The 17,328-nt window shown below is 55.6% G+C and carries 13 protein-coding genes; 5 read left to right on the top strand and 8 right to left on the bottom strand.

The window, feature by feature from the left end:
* Positions 1-106: 106 nt before the first annotated feature.
* The 7 genes from TH468_RS20180 to TH468_RS20150 form a co-directional block, all read right to left on the bottom strand.
* Positions 107-667 carry a sugar O-acetyltransferase gene (locus tag TH468_RS20180; protein WP_085646240.1) on the bottom strand — a complete coding sequence of 187 codons (561 nt, stop codon included), beginning with the start codon at positions 665-667 and terminating at the stop codon, positions 107-109.
* Positions 668-845: 178 nt separating this feature from the next.
* Positions 846-1,316, bottom strand: a complete 471-nt coding sequence (locus TH468_RS20175) for a hypothetical protein (protein WP_085646239.1) — start codon at positions 1,314-1,316, stop codon at positions 846-848.
* A gap of 128 nt (positions 1,317-1,444) precedes the next feature.
* Positions 1,445-2,530: a patatin-like phospholipase family protein gene (locus TH468_RS20170; RefSeq protein ID WP_085646238.1), complete on the bottom strand. Its 1,086-nt coding sequence runs from the start codon at positions 2,528-2,530 to the stop codon at positions 1,445-1,447.
* Positions 2,531-2,623: 93 nt separating this feature from the next.
* Entirely contained in the window at positions 2,624-3,331 is a 708-nt protein-coding gene (locus TH468_RS20165; RefSeq protein WP_139834772.1) for a hypothetical protein, read from the bottom strand.
* Positions 3,332-3,342: 11 nt separating this feature from the next.
* Entirely contained in the window at positions 3,343-4,536 is a 1,194-nt protein-coding gene (locus tag TH468_RS20160; protein ID WP_085646236.1) for a LysR family transcriptional regulator, read from the bottom strand.
* Between the two features lie 299 nt (positions 4,537-4,835).
* Positions 4,836-7,400 carry a lipopolysaccharide assembly protein LapB gene (locus TH468_RS20155; protein ID WP_085646235.1) on the bottom strand — a complete coding sequence of 855 codons (2,565 nt, stop codon included), beginning with the start codon at positions 7,398-7,400 and terminating at the stop codon, positions 4,836-4,838.
* Between the two features lie 75 nt (positions 7,401-7,475).
* Positions 7,476-8,414 carry a LysR family transcriptional regulator gene (locus TH468_RS20150; protein ID WP_085646234.1) on the bottom strand — a complete coding sequence of 313 codons (939 nt, stop codon included), beginning with the start codon at positions 8,412-8,414 and terminating at the stop codon, positions 7,476-7,478.
* Between the two features lie 99 nt (positions 8,415-8,513).
* Here TH468_RS20150 and speB point away from each other — a divergent pair, with 99 nt between their 5' ends.
* The 5 genes from speB to TH468_RS20125 all read left to right on the top strand — a co-directional run bounded on the left by speB (position 8,514) and on the right by TH468_RS20125 (position 16,397).
* On the top strand, positions 8,514-9,536 hold the full coding sequence (gene speB, locus TH468_RS20145; RefSeq protein ID WP_085646233.1) for an agmatinase: 1,023 nt from the start codon (positions 8,514-8,516) through the stop codon (positions 9,534-9,536).
* Positions 9,537-9,619: 83 nt separating this feature from the next.
* Positions 9,620-10,600 (top strand): ABC transporter substrate-binding protein, encoded by a 981-nt coding sequence (locus TH468_RS20140; RefSeq protein WP_085646232.1) that lies wholly within the window; start codon positions 9,620-9,622, stop codon positions 10,598-10,600.
* 69 nt (positions 10,601-10,669) lie between these two features.
* A complete protein-coding gene (locus TH468_RS20135; protein WP_037987857.1) occupies positions 10,670-11,464 on the top strand; it encodes an ABC transporter permease in 795 nt (264 codons plus the stop codon).
* Positions 11,465-12,109: 645 nt separating this feature from the next.
* Complete coding sequence (locus TH468_RS20130) at positions 12,110-12,904, top strand: ABC transporter ATP-binding protein (protein ID WP_085646231.1); 795 nt, start codon at positions 12,110-12,112, stop codon at positions 12,902-12,904.
* 394 nt (positions 12,905-13,298) lie between these two features.
* Entirely contained in the window at positions 13,299-16,397 is a 3,099-nt protein-coding gene (locus TH468_RS20125; RefSeq protein WP_085646269.1) for an FAD-binding and (Fe-S)-binding domain-containing protein, read from the top strand.
* A 19-nt stretch (positions 16,398-16,416) separates the two neighbouring features.
* Here TH468_RS20125 and TH468_RS20120 read toward each other — a convergent pair whose 3' ends face one another.
* Positions 16,417-17,277, bottom strand: coding sequence for a LysR family transcriptional regulator (locus tag TH468_RS20120; RefSeq protein WP_085646230.1), 861 nt, complete (start codon positions 17,275-17,277; stop codon positions 16,417-16,419).
* Positions 17,278-17,328 lie beyond the last annotated feature (51 nt).

Genomic DNA, 17,328 nt, shown 5'->3' with positions numbered 1-17,328 from the left:
GAAAAATCCTTTGAAATTTTCCCTCGAATTTCTTGCCGGATACGAAGCCGAACCTTGCGGGCGGGATTTTCCCCGCCCGTTTTTTTGTGTGCGGACGCAGGGCGCGTTACGCCCTATCCCCCATCACGCTCGCCGGATTGCCGACCACCGTGACGCCCGGCGCGACATTCTTGGTCACCACCGCACCCGCGCCGACAATCGCATCATCGCCGATGCAAACCCCGGCCAGGATGATCGCCCCGCCGCCGATCCAGACATTTCGGCCAATCGTCACCGGCAGCGCGATTTCAAGATGCTGCTTTCGAAGCTCCGGGTCCTTATGATGCTGCGCGCAGTAAATCTGCACATTCGGGCCCAGCATTGAATGATCACCGATGATCACCGAAGCTGTATCAAGGATCGTGCAGCCGACATTGATGAACACATCGCGCCCAAGGTGGATATTGACCCCGTATGCGCAATGAAACCGCGTTTCGATCCGAACGTCTTCGGCACATTGCGCAAACAGCGCGCGCAGCTTTGGCGCGATATTGCCACGTTCCGCTGGCGGCAGGGTGCTGTGTTCATGCACCGCCTCATGGGCGCGTGCCCGCATGGCATCAAGTTCCGGGTCAAGGCAGCTATACCACTGCCCTGCCTTCATTTTTTCAAGCTCGCTTTGGGGCATATCGATCCGGGGCGTTGTTAAGGATGGCGGGGTTCAGACTACGCCCCGCCCGCACCTCGCGCAAACAAAAGAAACCCGCATATGTGGGGGCATATGCGGGTTTTGCGGCAGGTCAGATCAGGGGGGAGACGTCTTCAAACCTGCCAGTCGGGTCTTCAGGGAGGCGGCAGAAAAACGCTTACTTCACCACAAGCCTGTAATTCGGCGTGGTATTAAGCGGGCAGCTATAAAGATACTCACCGGGCTCAAGCGTCACCGCGTAATCCTTGGTCTTGCCCTTAAGCAACCCGCCGCCCGACACCGAAATCTTCTTGCTCAGAATCTTGTCGGTCCAGTCATAATCCTTGTCGCGCAGCCAGAAACCGACCTCATAGGGCACGCCCTCATTGGCGACCCGGAAAATGTAATCACCGGGCGGCAGCGTCATTTCACCAGCCTTTGCCACCCGCGCATCACCGCTTTCGTTATTGATCGCAACGCAATCGGCTTTCTTGGTGCTGGTGTAACGATGGTTGGTGCCCTCGGGCTCCAGAAACTGGCAGGGCACCTGCGTGATCTCGATAACCTTTGGGGCGGCCTTCGACGGGGCGGCAAACCCCGCCAGCATCGCCATCGCAATCCCGCCGCCCATAACAACCGATTTCAACATCTGCTTATCTCCGGATTGATCTTTCCATCCGGTGTACCCGCCTTTGCCCGAAACCGGAAATCAAGCCCCGATCACAGCTTGGAGAGCCACGCGAGAGGCCCCTCCGGCCCGGCCCGCCAAATCACCCGTCAATCCGGCGCAAACAGATCAAGGTCCAATGTCGGCCGCTCGCCAATATCGCCACGATGCTTGCGCAGAAACTTCGCCGCCGCCTCGCGCCCCTTGTCGCGCAGCATGGTCATGAAATCCCATTCGGCATTGAGTTTGGAGGATTGATCAAGCTCCAGCATCACATCGCTTGCGATGCAATGCATCCGCATCGCGCCCCATTTGCTGGCCTCGCACGCATGGGTCGGCGCATCGTGGCGCAGGATCGCAATCATCCGAAGCTCCTTCATCAGGCTGCTGTTGAACGATACCTCGTTGAGCCGATTGGCAATATCGCGTGATGATTTCGGCACACCGGGCCGTTTGACCGGGTTGATCTGCACGAGGATCGTGTCATCCGACCCGCATTCGCGCACCAGCGGCCCAAGGCTCGGATTGCCGGAATATCCGCCGTCCCAATAGGGCACCCCGTCAATTTCAATCGCCTTGTAAATCGTCGGCAGACAGGCCGATGCCAGCAGCACATCAACCGTGATATCCGGGTTGCGAAACACCCGCCCCTGCCCGGTTTCAACATTGGTCGCGGTGACAAAAAGCTTGGCCGGGCTTTCATTAAGCGCCCTGAAATCGACAACCTCGTTCAAGATCGCGGCCAGCGGATTATCCCCCGCCGGGTTCAGGTCATAGGGCGAAAACATCTTCGCACTCATATCAAGCCACATATAAGCCAGCGAGTTTTCAAGCGACCAGTTGCCAAACAGAATATCCATCGGGCTGCGCTGAAGCGGGCTGAACCGGGCGGCTTCCGATACCGCGCGCCAGAATGTCTCAAGGTCCATCCGGGCCCCTTCATAGCCGCCCTTGGCAAAGCCCGACGTCACCACCGCGGCATTCATCGCCCCGGCCGAAGTCCCCGAAATCGCCTCAACCGTGATTTCCTCATCCTCAAGCAGCCGGTCCAGAACTCCCCACGTAAACGCCCCATGCGACCCGCCACCCTGCAACGCCAGACTGATATGCTTGCGCGGCTTCTTGGCCTTGCCGTTCCCGTTAACCTTGGCCTTGGTCTTACTCTTCGCCGTCGACTTCTTCGCACTCTCGCTCATGCCAACTCCTGCGTCATCTCACTCGCGGGCCTCGCCCACCCTGATCATATGTTGCACATGCGAAGAATTGCCAGTTTGGAAGGGTTAAAAGGATTATTCTCCGGGCTTCGCCGTATGAGCAGAAACATGGTGGTGATAAGCGTTCAACGCCTGCAAATAGAATGCTTCTGATGTTAGTGCAAAATGGCTGGGATGATAGACATTCAGGAATATCCGCCCATTGTCACAATGTACGCGATGGCTGACTTTCTTCATGTCAGGGAAAAGATATTTTTTCACCACCCGATAGGTTCCACACAAAACCACAATATCGGGCGCAATCGCATCAATCTGCGCCTGCAAAAAATGGCCATAGCGGGTGACGTGATATTTGATTTCCTCGGGTTTGCTTCTCGCCGTTCCGGTAATCTTCTTGACGTTTATGTATGAAACGGACAACGGCGCTTCAAATTCGCTTTGCCGCGCAAGTTCAAACGGCGGGATCTCTCCATCATAATTTAGCAATCCATAAGCCCATCGCCCAACCCGGGCGAGAACTTTACTCCTGCCACCACGCCATCCCGTCTTCTTGTGTGTCGCGGACCGGGAAATAGACTCTCTCACATCCCCCTTGGAATCATTTGTCTCGCGCAGAATGAACAAAACCTTCCTTCTGGCAGAAACCCAATGCTCTTGGGAAACGATGCCATCTGGAATGAATGCGCCCCCCTCACTCTCTATTTCTGCTCGCCAATTAGCTTCAAGTTCCCGCAGCTTGAGAACATAGTCGGGTTGTGCGTCTGAACTTTGCTTTTGTAGCACTGTCACTTTCCTCACCCCCACTCAATCGCCGCAGGCAAATCCATTTTTGGGGCCTGCTCCATCACCATCGCAAGGAAGATCCGCGCAATCGGTGACAGGCTTCTGCTTTGGCGGGTGATGATGCCAATCGGGCGTTTGCGGATCGGCTCGCAGAGCGGCACGAAGGCCAGTTTTCCGGGTGCTGCAAGGTCGGCAACGCGGGCGGCCAGTTCCGGCAGGACCGTGATCCCCACCCCTTCGGCCACCATCGCGGCCAGCGTGATCGTGTTGGATGTTTCGACAATCGGGCGCAATTGCGCGATCGGGTCGATCATGGTGCTGCCCGATCCGTCCGCCGCGCGGCCGCCGTTTTTGGCGTCCTCGGCACGCTTCGCATGGGCGGCCTTGGCGACCCGTTCAATCGCCCGTTCGCTGGCATTCGCCCGGCGCAAGGCCATTTGCGCCTCGGGCAGGCCAAGGGCCGCGGCCCGCTTCACCGCAGGCGATGCCGCAACCTCCGCCGGGTCAACACCGGCATAAGCGGCACCACCAGCGCCACCAACAGCGCCCCCCGCCTCACCGGCAAAGCTTCCCTGTGCCGCCATCATCGCGCGCGTGCCCGATTCCGGGCCCAGCCCGACAAACGCCTGATCAGCCAGTTCCGACCACGCAATCGCGCTGCGCTTGGCAAAGGCATGGGTCGGGCGGCACAGCACCCCGAACCGGTCGGAAAACAGCGGGCTGAACGCAATATCGGGCAGGGCATGCCATTCCCCGGCAATGCCGAAATCCGCCTCGTTGCGCGCCACCGCCTCATGCACCTCGCCCGCATTCAGCTCGTCCAGGCGAAGCCGTGCATCGGGATGTTCATCAACAAACCGGCTGATCACGCCGGGCAGAATGCGCGTCAGGACCGAGGGGGCAGCCGCAATGCGGATCGTCCCGCCAATGCCCTTGGACAGCGCATCAAGATCGCCAAGCGCCTCTTCAAACTCGCTGATCAACCGACGCGCCGTGGGTAAAAACCGCGCGCCCGTGGCGCTTAACGTCACCTGTCGCGTCGTGCGGTCAAAAAGCGGCGTGCCCGCCACATCCTCGAACTGGCGGATCGTCGCCGTCAGCCCCGATGGCGTCAGCCCCAAAACCTCCGCCGCGGCGGTAAAGGTGCCATGATCGGCAACCGCCACAAAAACCCGCATATGGCGCAAACTGATGGAAGACAGCATGTTTCATCCGCTAACTGGTTGACCGGATTGCAACACTAACGGGTAAATTGCGCGTTGTGCAGCGTTTCCTGCACGGCCCCGCTTCGCCGCGATGCCAAACCACCCCGGCCACCACCGAACCCGACGCCCTATGGACTCCCGCCTGCGCGGGAGTGACGATAGAATGTGCCCCAACCTCTCCCGTCATTCCCGCGCAGGCGGGAATCCAGTCCTCCGTGCCGCATCCGCAAAAATCGCCCCGGAACCAGCCACCCCATGGGCTCCCGCCTACGCGGGATGGGCTGAGCGGGAGTAGGCTTTTAGCTTAAAGGAAGCACTTCCTTGGAAAGATCGTCGGCAACATCAATTTCCAGAGCGTCAGATTTCTCACTTTTTCTCGGCCCTGCTCGCATTATAGTCACGGGTTGAAGAGAAAATTTCGAATATTCGTCATTGAGGCTTTTGACTATAGCCCGCAAAACAGGCCAGTTCTTAGGGTAGTCAAATCGAGACCCGAGAATGATTTCCGATACGTGTCCGACTATTCCGTGTCCTTCGACCATCGGATGAATTCGCACGAGCTGTGGTCCTTCTGAAAATCTCAAAAATCTCACTTCCTGTTCATAGGACCAATCCGCACTTTTGATAAACAGAGTATCAACTAGCGCACGCTCTTTCGTTTTATTTTCTGGATACCTTAGACTTCGCCACCCGATTTCAGACGGCAACTTGCTTATTTGATAGCCAATACACATCCCTGCAAAGGCATCTGCATAGTGCGCCCACATCTGTAGGTTATCATGCCGCAAGGTGGTGCAAAAACACGTTACCTTGTCTTGCGCTTCATCAGAAACGTGGACGAATTCATCTCCCGTTATCACATTCCGATACCCGTCCATATCGAATGGATCATTCAATTGATCTGCCCTGCTAAAATATACCTTGTAGTCACCAAGAGCAGAGACTGAATTGAGGTTAAAAGAACAGTACTTATAAAGGGTACTTCCATTGATAGACAGCACTGGATCTCCCCCCCTTAAACCGATTTCAGGCAAAGGTTCCGAAAGTTTTCCAAATAGCGAGATATCGGCCTTAAACCAAGACTCAAAGCTATTATTTAACTTCGCGATAACGTCGTTCTTTTCCGGCGCTGTCAAATTCGACTTGTCGATCATGTCCGCGTAAACATGCTGTAACAAATTATGTGCTGACGCAGAGCGTTCATGATATTTTCCGAATAGAGAAATTGCCTTTTTTAAAAGTTCGATTGCCTCTTCATAGCGGCCTAGCCCCTTCAAAGTTCTTGCACGCTCTTGATGAATGAACGGCGATTCAGGCTCCAAATCGGCAAGGTAGGTCAAAATCTCCAAGCACTTCTTGTAATCTTGTTCTTCAAAATACAGCCAATAACCGGACCACAGGTCCTCCTTTGCACTGCTTGCATTGCAAATGACTGTACTTCTTTCGACCTTGCTGATTTCAGATAAAACTCTTTGAGAAAGTCTTTCGAGTAAATTTATGGCCCGCAGGAATGTCTTGTCATAATTCCTCGCACGGAAATCACGGGAGCGTTCAGATGGGTTTGCTCCTCTTCTTTTTATTTCCCGATAAATCTCAGTTAGGCGGTCGCGATAAGCATAGTGGGATATAGAAAAGCTAGAATGCGAGTCAATCTTACCCTCTCTAATTTCCCGCCAACTTCTTTTAATATTTACCAGATTCACAACGAAGTAAAAACGAGCTTCCATCAGTTCGAAGTGCAGTTCCATGTCTGAGAGCTTAGCCTTCAACCCCACGTGATGAATTCTTTGTTCGAGGTATTTTCCATAAACAACTGCAGGCAACATCTCTTTCTTGAGATAGCTAACTGTTTCATCTGAAATGCCGTTTTTCAGCGCCTTTTTCCACATCGCCAATGCGGCGGTATAATAAGGATAACAATCTGAGAACGGCTGCATTCGATAAAACACTTCCAGCGCTTCATCGTAAAAATCAAATCTTAGGAAAAGATCCGCCGATGTTCGGTCTCGCCCAACCTCATCACGCACAAGAACTTCTTTAGCTGCCTTGGCATCACCTTTCTTCAAAAAGATGGTTGCAAGCTCAGGTGTCCGAAAGTTGTTTATGGTATCAGCGACTTGAAGAGCTTTCTCAAAACTCCTTTGCTGACAGTACAATTCAATCAGTTTTCTTTTTGCAGCTTGCGCCCAGCCACTAACGCCAGAAATGACCGTTTCAAGTTTTGCAATACTGAGGCCCACTTCACCAAGTTCGGCCAATATTTGACCTTGAAGAAGGACACATAGCTCTGATTGGTTTTCTAATTCCGATAGCCAATCGAGGAGTTTAAGCTTATCATTTCTGTGGCGTTCTCGATAAATCTCCCGTTGCACATGATTAAGAATTTCATGGAATCTTTCAGGTGCACATTTAATGGCCTTATCTAAGAATAAAATCCAATTTGTATTGTCTCCCTTCTCGATCCAAGCTTTACAGAAATAAGTGTCGAAGCTTGGCTGAGATATTTGCAAGTTCTCCTCACAGTAGGAAAATAGCTTTTCACGAACTCTATCTACAGCGCGCCGATTTCCAGAATGCCAATGAAGAATGTCCATCATCAATGCATCTTTAAAGTTTTCTTCGCTCCAAGATGCTCTATGCATTAACTCGCGTTTGATCGACTGGTATCGTTGAGTATCATTCAAAAAATCAAAAAAAACGCACAAACAAACATTCGCGCTCAGAATGTCATTTTCACAATCAGAATCGTCACGAACTCTCTCAACTGATGAGATAGCATCGTAATATTTCGCGTCCCAAAAATTGCTACGCGCTTTTTTCAATATGCTATCGAGGTCATCGGTATTCGACGAATTATTCAACATTGTCTCCCTGATCTCGAGATCAACATTATATCAGTATTCAGATGTGAATATTGCAGACACGCCAAAATCGCCACCTCACCCCGCCCGCTTCTTCGCCCCGCCATAAACCGGATGCACCGCCCTCAGGCAGTCGCAGAATTCACGTGCCATGCGCGACAGCACGGTATTGGGGAAATGCGCCATGCACATGCCGATCTTGAAGCTGAGGAAATCGGGGCGAAGCGCCTTCATCTCCCCGCGTTCTTCCCACCGGGCGGCAAAATGGGTCGGAAGGAAACTGACGAACCGGCCGCTTAAAATAAGGTGTGCGAGGCCCTCCATGTCATAGGCCGTCGCACTCGGCGGATGTTTGAAAAGCGATTGGAACGCGGTTGCCACCGAATAGCCGCGCCTGGCAAAGGTCAGCTCCGCCACATCTTCCATCGGCATTTTCGCGGTATCGCGCTCAAAAAGCGGGTGGCGCATCCCGCAATAAAGCCGCTGTTCCTCGTAAAACAGTTGCTGCATCTGCACCGCACTGTTCATCGGCTGGTTGGGCACAATCGCCACTTCCATCTGCCGGCTAAGCAACGCATTTTCAATCTGGTTGGGCGACACGATCAGAAGCGTGACATGCACATCGGGTGCGCGTTCATTAAACGCCGCAAGTGCGAGATCAAGCGCGCAATTGGGGTTTTCCACCACCGCATCGACAACGCCAACCCGCAATTCCCCGACAAGGCTGCCACGGATCGCGCCGACCTCGGCCCTGAAACTATCCTCGGCGGCAAAAAGCTTGATCGCCTCGTTATAAATCTTCTGCCCATGTTCGGTTAAGGCAAAGCCGGACCGTCCGCGCCGGCACAGCGAAACGCCAAGCCGCGTTTCAAGGGCCGACATCTGCGCACTGATGGTCGACCGCGACAGGCCAAGCTGTTCCTGCGCGGCACTAAAGCCGTTGCTTTCGACAATCGCGCGAAAAATCCGCAATTGCCGCAGATCAACATCACTTAACGGGGGAACGGTGGCTGCCATGATAGGTTGGAAATTTCCGACGTTTACTCTTGAAGTTCGATATTATTGGACACGTTACGCTGTGGCAACGTGAATGCAAGGACTTCACGGAGAAAAAACATGCCAAGCGACACCATCCCCACCGCAAAGCCCCATACCGGCCCGGTTGTCAAAACGTTCGAGCCACCATCGGCCATGGAAATCCCGCGTTTCGCCGGTGTGCCGACTTTCATGCGCCTGCCGCTGCTGGGGCTTTCCGACACCGCTCTTGAACAGGTCGATATCGCCATTCTGGGCGTACCGTGGGATGGCGGCACCACCAACCGCCCCGGTCCGCGCCACGGCCCGCGCCAGTTGCGCGACCTGTCGACCATGATCCGCCCGCGCCATCCGGTAACGGGGCTTAATCCCTTTGCCGTGCGCAATGTCGCCGATCTGGGCGATAGCCCGGTCAACCCGGCCGACATCATGGATACGCTCGATAAGGTCTGTGCTTTCATCAGCGCGCTCAAGGCCAAAAACATAGCACCCCTTTCGGCCGGTGGTGATCATCTGGTGTCCTATCCGATCCTGAAGGCGCTGGGCGCGGATCAGCCGCTTGGCATGGTGCATTTCGATGCCCATACCGACCTGTTTGACAGCTATTTCAACGGCTATCGCTATACCCACGGCACACCGTTCCGCCGCGCGATTGAGGACGGCTATCTTGATCCAAAGCGCGTCGTTCAGATCGGCATTCGCGGCACCATGTATGATGGCGAGGATGTCGAATGGGGCCTTGCCCAAGGGGTGCGCATCATCCGCATGGAAGAGGTCGAGGATCGCGGCATTGATGCCGTCATGCGCGAAGCCCGCGAGATCGTCGGCAACAAGCCCACCTATGTCAGCTTTGACATCGACAGCATCGATCCCGCCTTTGCGCCGGGTACCGGCACGCCCGAAATCGGCGGCTTCACCAGCCGAGAGGCACAGCGCATGGTTCGCGCCCTTGAAGGCCTTAACCTGATCGGGGCTGATCTGGTCGAGGTTTCCCCACCCTTTGATCCGTCGGGCGGTACCGCATGGCTTGGCATTTCGATCATGTTTGAACTGCTTTGTGTTCTGGCCACGTCACCAGCAACACGCAACCCCAACAATAAATGACGTCCATAAATAACGTCCATAAAGGGGGCCAAAGCCCCCATCCATAAAAACATCATCAGTGAACTTCACAGCGGAGACTTGAAATGAAACATCTGTTCAAAGGACTGTGCCTTTCGGCCATCGCCCTTGGTGCGGTTTTGGGCCTGTCGGCCCCGGCATCGGCCAATCAGGAACTCACCATCGCCCATTCCACATGGGTCGGTTATGGCCCGCTTTACATCGCACGCGACAAGGGATTCTTCGAAGAAGAAGGCCTTGATGTCGATCTGGTCGTAATGGAAGACGTCAAAACCCGTATGCCGGCCCTGGCCGCTGGCCGGATTGACGTTGCCGTCACCACCATCGATACTGTGCTGGCCTTCTACAGCCCCGAACACCCGTTATCCTACCTGTTTGCGCTCGATGATTCACGCGGCGGCGATGGCATTGTCGCGGGCAAGGACATCAAAACCATCGCCGACCTCAAGGGCAAATCCATCGCCTTTACCGAGGGCTCGGTCTCGCAGTTTTTCCTGAGCGTCCTTCTGAAAGACGCAGGGATGAAGCTTTCGGATGTTAATGCGCTTAACATGTCGGCCGGTGATGCCGGTGCGGCCTTTGTCGCGCAGAAGGTCGACGCGGCGGTGACGTGGGAACCGTGGCTGACGCGCGGCACGGATACCGATCATGGGCATGTTCTGGTCGACAGCACCAAAACCCCGGGCCTGATCACCGACATCATGGTCACCACCAATGACATGCTTGAAAAAAACCGTCCGGCAATGGAAGGCCTGTATCGGGCATGGTCCAAGGCGATTGCATGGCAGAAGGACAATGTCGAAGAAGCCGATGAAATCATGGCAAAGGGTGTTGGCGGCTGGCTTGAAGACCCGGCGGTGTTTGCCGAAACCCGTGCCGGTATCGTTTTCTATGACGATGCGATGAACAAGACCTTCATGGACCCGGCCAACGAAGGCGGCATTCTGGGCACCATCAAAAACGCCAAGACCCTTGGCGAAGAAGGCGGCCTGTTTACCATTGATGCCGAACCGGCAAGCCTGATTGCCGCTGACATCGTGAAGTAATCAGTACTTTCCGTCACATCGCCACTTTTCACATCGCCACCTTCCGACGACCATAAAAGAGCAAGCACCATGTGGACCAGATCGCTGTTTTCGCCCAAGACCGAAATACCGAAATCCGCCTTTATCGGATTGTCGCTCTGTTCGGTTTCTCTTGTCCTTGGTCTATGGTGCTTGCTCACCTATGGCGGCATCACGCCAAAAGATTTCCTTGCCGCCCCGCATGAAGTGATCGAAGCCGCGATCAAGCGCATCGGCAATCTGTCGCTGTTTCATCATATCGGGGCGAGCCTCTCGGTCATTCTCTCGGGCTTTATCCTCGCCTCCATATTCGCCGTTCCGATCGGCATCCTGATGGGCAGCTTCCGCGCGGTGCAGGCCTTGGTCGAACCGCTGACCGGCTTCATGCGCTATATCCCGGTATCGGCCCTGATCCCGCTCCTGATCCTCTGGGTCGGGATCGGTATCGAACAGAAAATCATGGTGATTTTCCTCGGCACCTTCTTTCAGCAGCTCATCCTGATTTCCGATGTCTCGGCCCGCGTGTCCAAGGATCTAATTGATTGCGCCTATACGCTCGGCGCCAACCGCAAACAGGTCGCCCTTCGCATTCTGGTGCCGGCCTGCATGCCCGGCGTGATGGATAACCTGCGCGTCACCATGGGCTGGGCCTGGACCTATCTGGTGGTGGCAGAACTGGTCGCCGCCGATACCGGCCTTGGCTACATGATCCTCAATGCCATGCGCGGCCTGTTTACCGATGTCATCCTGCTGGGTGTCTTTACCATCGGCATCCTGGGCCTGATCACCGATTTCATCTTCAAGGTCCTGCGCAAAAAGCTCCTGCCCTGGTCTGCGGATTTTTAAGACCATGCAAGACGGATACGCTCACATGCACCGCGACATGCCGCATCAGAAGCACAAGCAGCAACGCGCACAGCAGATGCCCCAAAAACGGCATCAGCAACCACCCGCAGCACGGCAACACCCAAAGCTTGGCCAAACGTTCTACGCTGCTGATTGCAGGGCGAAGGCAGCACTCTCCGCCCTGCGACCAAACCCGCAACACGCCAACCTCAAGCGCCCGTTCTACGCTGCCTCCTGCAAGACCCGCGCAACAAACGCGCCTCGGATATACGCTGCCCCGCGTACCGTTCCAACGCCCCACGTGGCAACGGTAGCCGCGAAAATGGCAGCGGCGGGAACGGCAAAGACAAAGGCAGCGACAGCAGCAACAGGACGGCACATGCACCTGCCACCCTCACAACCAAACCCGCAGCCCCCAAACCTTGGCCGCGAGTTCTACGCTGCCTCCCGCAAAGCCCACGCAACAAACGCGCCCCGGATATACGCTACCCCGCGCACCGTTCCAACGCCCCACGCGGCACCGCCACGAGCAGGAACGGCAGCGGCAGCAATCCCGCAACGCCCAAACCTCGACCGCCCGTTCTACGCTGCCTCCTGCAAGGCCCGCGCGACAACCACGCCCCCGAAAACACCAAGGATACCATCATGAGCATGCTCACCCTTTCCGACATCACCGTCCGTTTCGAGCCCAAGGGAAAGCCGCCGGTTCTGGCCCTTGATGATGTGTCACTTTCGGTTGCCCATGATACCTTTTCGGTGATTGTCGGCCCGTCGGGCTGTGGCAAATCAACGCTGTTGCGACTGGTGGCGGGGCTGGAAGTCCCGACGTCGGGCATGATGGCGCTGGATGGGCAGCCGATTGCCGGGCCATCGGCCGACCGGGGTATGGTGTTTCAAAGCTACACCCTGTTTCCGTGGCTGACCGTGCGCGAAAACATCATGTTCGGGCCGCAGCTTAAAAAACTGCCGAAATCCGAATGCGAAGACATTGCCGATGATCTGATCCGCGCGGTGCACCTGACCGGGTTCGAGGGATCATATCCCAAGGAACTTTCGGGCGGCATGCGCCAGCGTGTGGCACTGGCCCGTGCGCTCGCCAATGATCCGCGCATTCTTCTGATGGATGAACCGTTTGGCGCGCTTGATAGCCAGACCCGCCAGCTGATGCAGGAACTACTCCTTGATGTCTGGCAAAGCCGCCGCAAAACCGTGCTGTTCATCACCCATGACATTGACGAGGCGATCTTCCTGGGCGACGAGGTCCATGTCATGACCGCGCGTCCCGGCAAAATCAAACAATCGCTTGCCATCAACATTCCCCGCCCGCGCAGCATCGATGCCCTGACCTCGTCCGAATTCATGCATTACAAAAAAACCATCCTGTCGCTGATGCATGATGAATCGGTGCGGGCCGATACGCCGGAACCGGTATTGGCGTGACCCAGGCGAATACCGGGGCGGAAATGTGGCTCAAACAGCATCAACAAAAATCATATGATAAGACTTTTATAATTTCCCGCACCGGCGGTGCATCAAAGCCCTGAACACCGCCGTTTTCCTGATGGATCGGGACCATTTGCGCGCCAAAGCGATAGTATAATTTATACAAAATTCATTATAATCATATAATACGACTTTAATAAAACCGATGCCGGAGCCCTTTTTTGCCCCCTCGGCACGGTCGGCATAGGGCCACCGACCAGGTTGAAAAATCGGATTATTCACTAAAAATGAATAATCCTTCGGAATTTTAAATTTGTCTATTTAATCCGCCTCCTGTCAAATGGGTCAAATGACGCCGCCCGCGCGCCGAAAAAGAGACCAGAGAGACATCATGACCGCGCCCGCTCCGACCGCCAGCCCGATGACCAGATCAACCGCCGGATCACCCCCCGCCCGCCGCAGCTTTTCGCGCTTCAATCGCCTGCCGGTTCTGACCCCGGACCGGTCGCTTGACAGTCTCACACTTGGTTTCCTCAAAGCCCTTGAAAAAGAAGGGAAATTTGCCGGTGAAATCCATGCCGATTTCCCCTCACGCCTGATCAATGCGACGGATAACAGCGTCTATCAGGTGATGCCAACCGCCGTCCTGCAGCCAAAAAACTGCAATGATATCAACGTTGTGATGGAACTGGCCGGGCGTGAGGAATTCAGCGAGGTCAAAATCACCCCGCGCGGCGGCGGGACGGGCACCAATGGCCAGTCGCTTAACAACACCATAACCCTTGATACATCCAAGCATCTCAATAACATACTGGGTTTTGATGCCGAAAAGGGGCAGGTCCATGTCGAGCCAGGCGTGGTCCTGGATCAGCTTAACGCTTGGCTGAAACCGCATGGTTTCTTCTTCCCGCCTGCCGTCTCGACCGCCAGCCGTGCGACCATTGGCGGCATGATCGGGTCCGATAGCTCCGGCAAGGGATCGCGGATTTATGGCAAAACAAGCCATTATATCAATGACATGACCACGGTTCTGATCGACGGCACCGATTTCCGCACCCACGCAATGAGTGCCGTCGAGGCCCGCGAAATCATGGCGCGTGACGACCGCACCGGTCGGCTTTATCGCAAAATCCATGATGAAATCATGCCGCGTCGGGATCAGATCAACGCGATTTTCCCGGAAATGAACCGCGGGCTTACGGGCTATAACCTCAAGGAAGCCGTTTCGGATCAAGGGGATATGAATTTAAGCTTCCTGATCGCCGGGGCCGAGGGCAGCCTTGGCATGGTCAAGGAAATCACGCTGCGCGTCATTCCGCTGCCAAAGCACAAGGCGGTCACGGTGGTGCGCTATGACAGCTTTGACAGTGCGCTTCGCCATGTTGGCACCCTTGTGCAGTTTGACCCGGTCGCCATCGAAAGCATCGATGACAAGGTCATGGAACTGGCAAAGCAGGATGAAAGCTGGCATCTGCTGGGAAAACTGCTCGGGACGGAGGATAGCTCTGTTCCGACACGCGGCTTCAATGTCGTTGAATTTGTTGGTGAAACGCCCGAAGACGTCGCGGCAAAACAGGCCGAACTGCGCACCCATCTTGATGTCAATCCGGATGCGGATTATGCCCCCATCGGCTTTGTGCAGGCAACCGATCCGACGCAGATCGCCGCCATCTGGTCAATCCGGGCGAAATCCGTTGGATTGCTTGGCAATCTGGAGGGCAAACGCCGCGCGACCCCCTTTGTTGAGGATACCGCCGTCCCACCGGAAAACCTTGCCGATTTTATCGCGGAATTCCGGGCTTTGCTCGATGCCGAGGGGCTTGATTACGGCATGTTTGGCCATGTTGATGTCGGCTGTCTGCATGTCCGCCCGCTGCTTGACATGTGTGACGAGCAGGACGAAGCGCGCCTGCGCCGTGTATCGGACAGGGTCGTTGACCTGACCAAAAAATATAACGGCCTGATCTGGGGCGAACACGGCAAGGGTTTTCGCGGCGAATATTCACCAACCTATTTCGGGCCGGAGCTTTATGATGTGCTCAAGCGCATCAAGGAAGCCTTTGATCCGGAAGGACAATTAAACCCCGGCAAGATCGCATCCCCCTATTCAAAAAACACCCCGATCACCGCGATTGACGCGGCCCCGATGCGTGGTCAGCTTGACCGCCAGATCGAAGACAGGCTGCGCGATGAATACCTCAACGCGACGCGGTGCAACGGCAACGGGGCCTGCTTTAACTGGGACCTGATGGATGCGATGTGCCCGTCCTATAAGGTCACACGCGACCGCGTTCATTCGCCCAAGGGCCGGGCGGGACTGGTCCGCGAATGGATCCGGCAGCTTTCAGTCGGCACCGATCCGCGCAATCAGGACCTTGCCGTGATCAATGCGCGCGATTTCTCGCACGATGTCTATGATGCCATGGCCGGTTGCCTGTCCTGCAAGGCCTGTGCGGGGCAATGCCCGGTCAAGGTCGATATCCCGGAAATGAAATCACGGTTTCTGGAGGCCTATCACACCCGCTACAAACGGCCGGTAAAGGACTATGTGATCGCGCAGCTTGAAAGCATTGCGCCGTTGATGGCAAAGGCCCCGTTGCTTTTCAATGCCTTGCAGTCCATCCCGCCGATGCCTTGGATTTTCAAAAGCCTGATCGGCCTGACCGATTTGCCGAAACTCAGCCGCCAAAGTGTCGGCAAAGCCCTGCGCAAACGAGGTATCGGCAAATTCAAACTGGCCGATCTTGAAGCATTATCAGATGCCGATCGCGCCAAATCCGTGGTGCTTTTGCAGGATTGCTTCACCAGCCACTATGACATCGATGTTTTCACCGCCCATATCGACCTTCTGCAAAAGCTCGGTTACCGCGTTTTCGTGCCGCCCTATCGCCCGAATGGCAAGACCTTGCATGTAAAGGGCTTCCTCAAACGCTTTGATTATCAGGCCAAACAAAACGATATCGTCTATGGCCGGTTGGCCAAAACCGGTGTGCCCCTGATCGGGATCGAGGCCAGCGTAACGCTGACCTATCGGCAGGAATATGCCCAGCGCCTTGGCAGCGACCGACCGGATTACCGCGTGCATCTGTTCCATGAATGGCTGTCCGCCGAAATCACGGAAAACCGCCTTACCCTGCCCGCAAGCAGCGGGAATGCAGGAGGTACGGCCCCGGCAACGCTCTTCCCGCATTGCACGGAAAAAACATCAATCCCCGATGTCGGCGTCAAATGGCAAAAGATTTTCGAAGCCTTCGGCATCAAACTCGCGACCGAGAAAACCGGATGTTGCGGCATGGCAGGCGTTTACGGCCACGAAACCCGCCATCAGGAAACCTCCCGCGCGCTTTATGACCAAAGCTGGAAAAAGAAAGTCGATCAGACGGGCTTGGATAACATGCTCGTCACCGGCTATTCCTGCCGCTGTCAGGTCGCCCGCTTCGAAGGGACAAAGCCCAAGCATCCGGTGGAGTATCTGACCGAACTGGTCTGACGGGTCGACTGATCCACCATCACAGGAACGGCAGCAAATTCCGGATATGATCGCCAAACGCACTGATGGCTGGGCTGCGCGCGGTGTTTGACGTCACGACCTGCAATCCAAGCTGTGGCAAGGCGGGCATTGGGGATTTGAGGATGTAAAGGTCCGCCGGGACGGCTTTTTGCATCATCACACTGATCGCAAGGCCAGAGCGCGCCACCGCGATCAGGCCGGTCAGGCTGTTGCTGGCGTAGGATATTTTATAGCGCATCCCCGCCTCATCCATCGCATCGCATGCCGCCTTGTGATCCATGGCGTTTGAGGCCGGCATCGCAAGCGGAATGGCGCCATCAGGGAAATCATGGAGTTCCAGCGCCGGTTTGCTTCCGACCCAGGCGAGCTGTTCGGTGCGCACGATCTTTTGCCGGTCATGGATTTCCGGGGTCGAGGTAATGGCCATATCGATCTGGCTGGCATGCAGCAGGCGGTTCAATTCCGGGCTTGGGGCGGACACCACCTTGATCTCGACATCCGGGTGGATGGTGCCAAAGCTTTTGAGCAGGGCCGGGAAAAACGTGATCAGGTAATCCTCGGGACAGCCAAACACCATCGAGCCATGCAAACCCTTGTCGGAAAAGGCCGAAACCGCCTCGTCATGCAGGCGTAAAATCCGTTCGGCATAGCCCAGAAACCGCTCCCCCGCCCCGGTCAGGCTGACACCGCTGCCGCTTCGGTGAAACAGGCTTTGGCCCAGCGTTTCTTCAAGCCGCTGGATCTGCATTGTCACGGTTGACTGGGTACGGCCCACCTGAATGGCCGTGGCACTCAGCGTGCCGGAATGCGCGGCCCGCACAAAGGTCGCAAGCAGTTTGAGATCAAGCAGGGTCTGCATCGCCGCACCAGCACCATATCAATTTTTCCAATACCAGAATGCCATAACTAT

The organism is Thalassospira sp. MCCC 1A03138 (assembly GCF_002115785.1).
Lineage (GTDB): Bacteria > Pseudomonadota > Alphaproteobacteria > Rhodospirillales > Thalassospiraceae > Thalassospira.
This window is presented reverse-complemented; position numbering and strand designations above follow the sequence as displayed.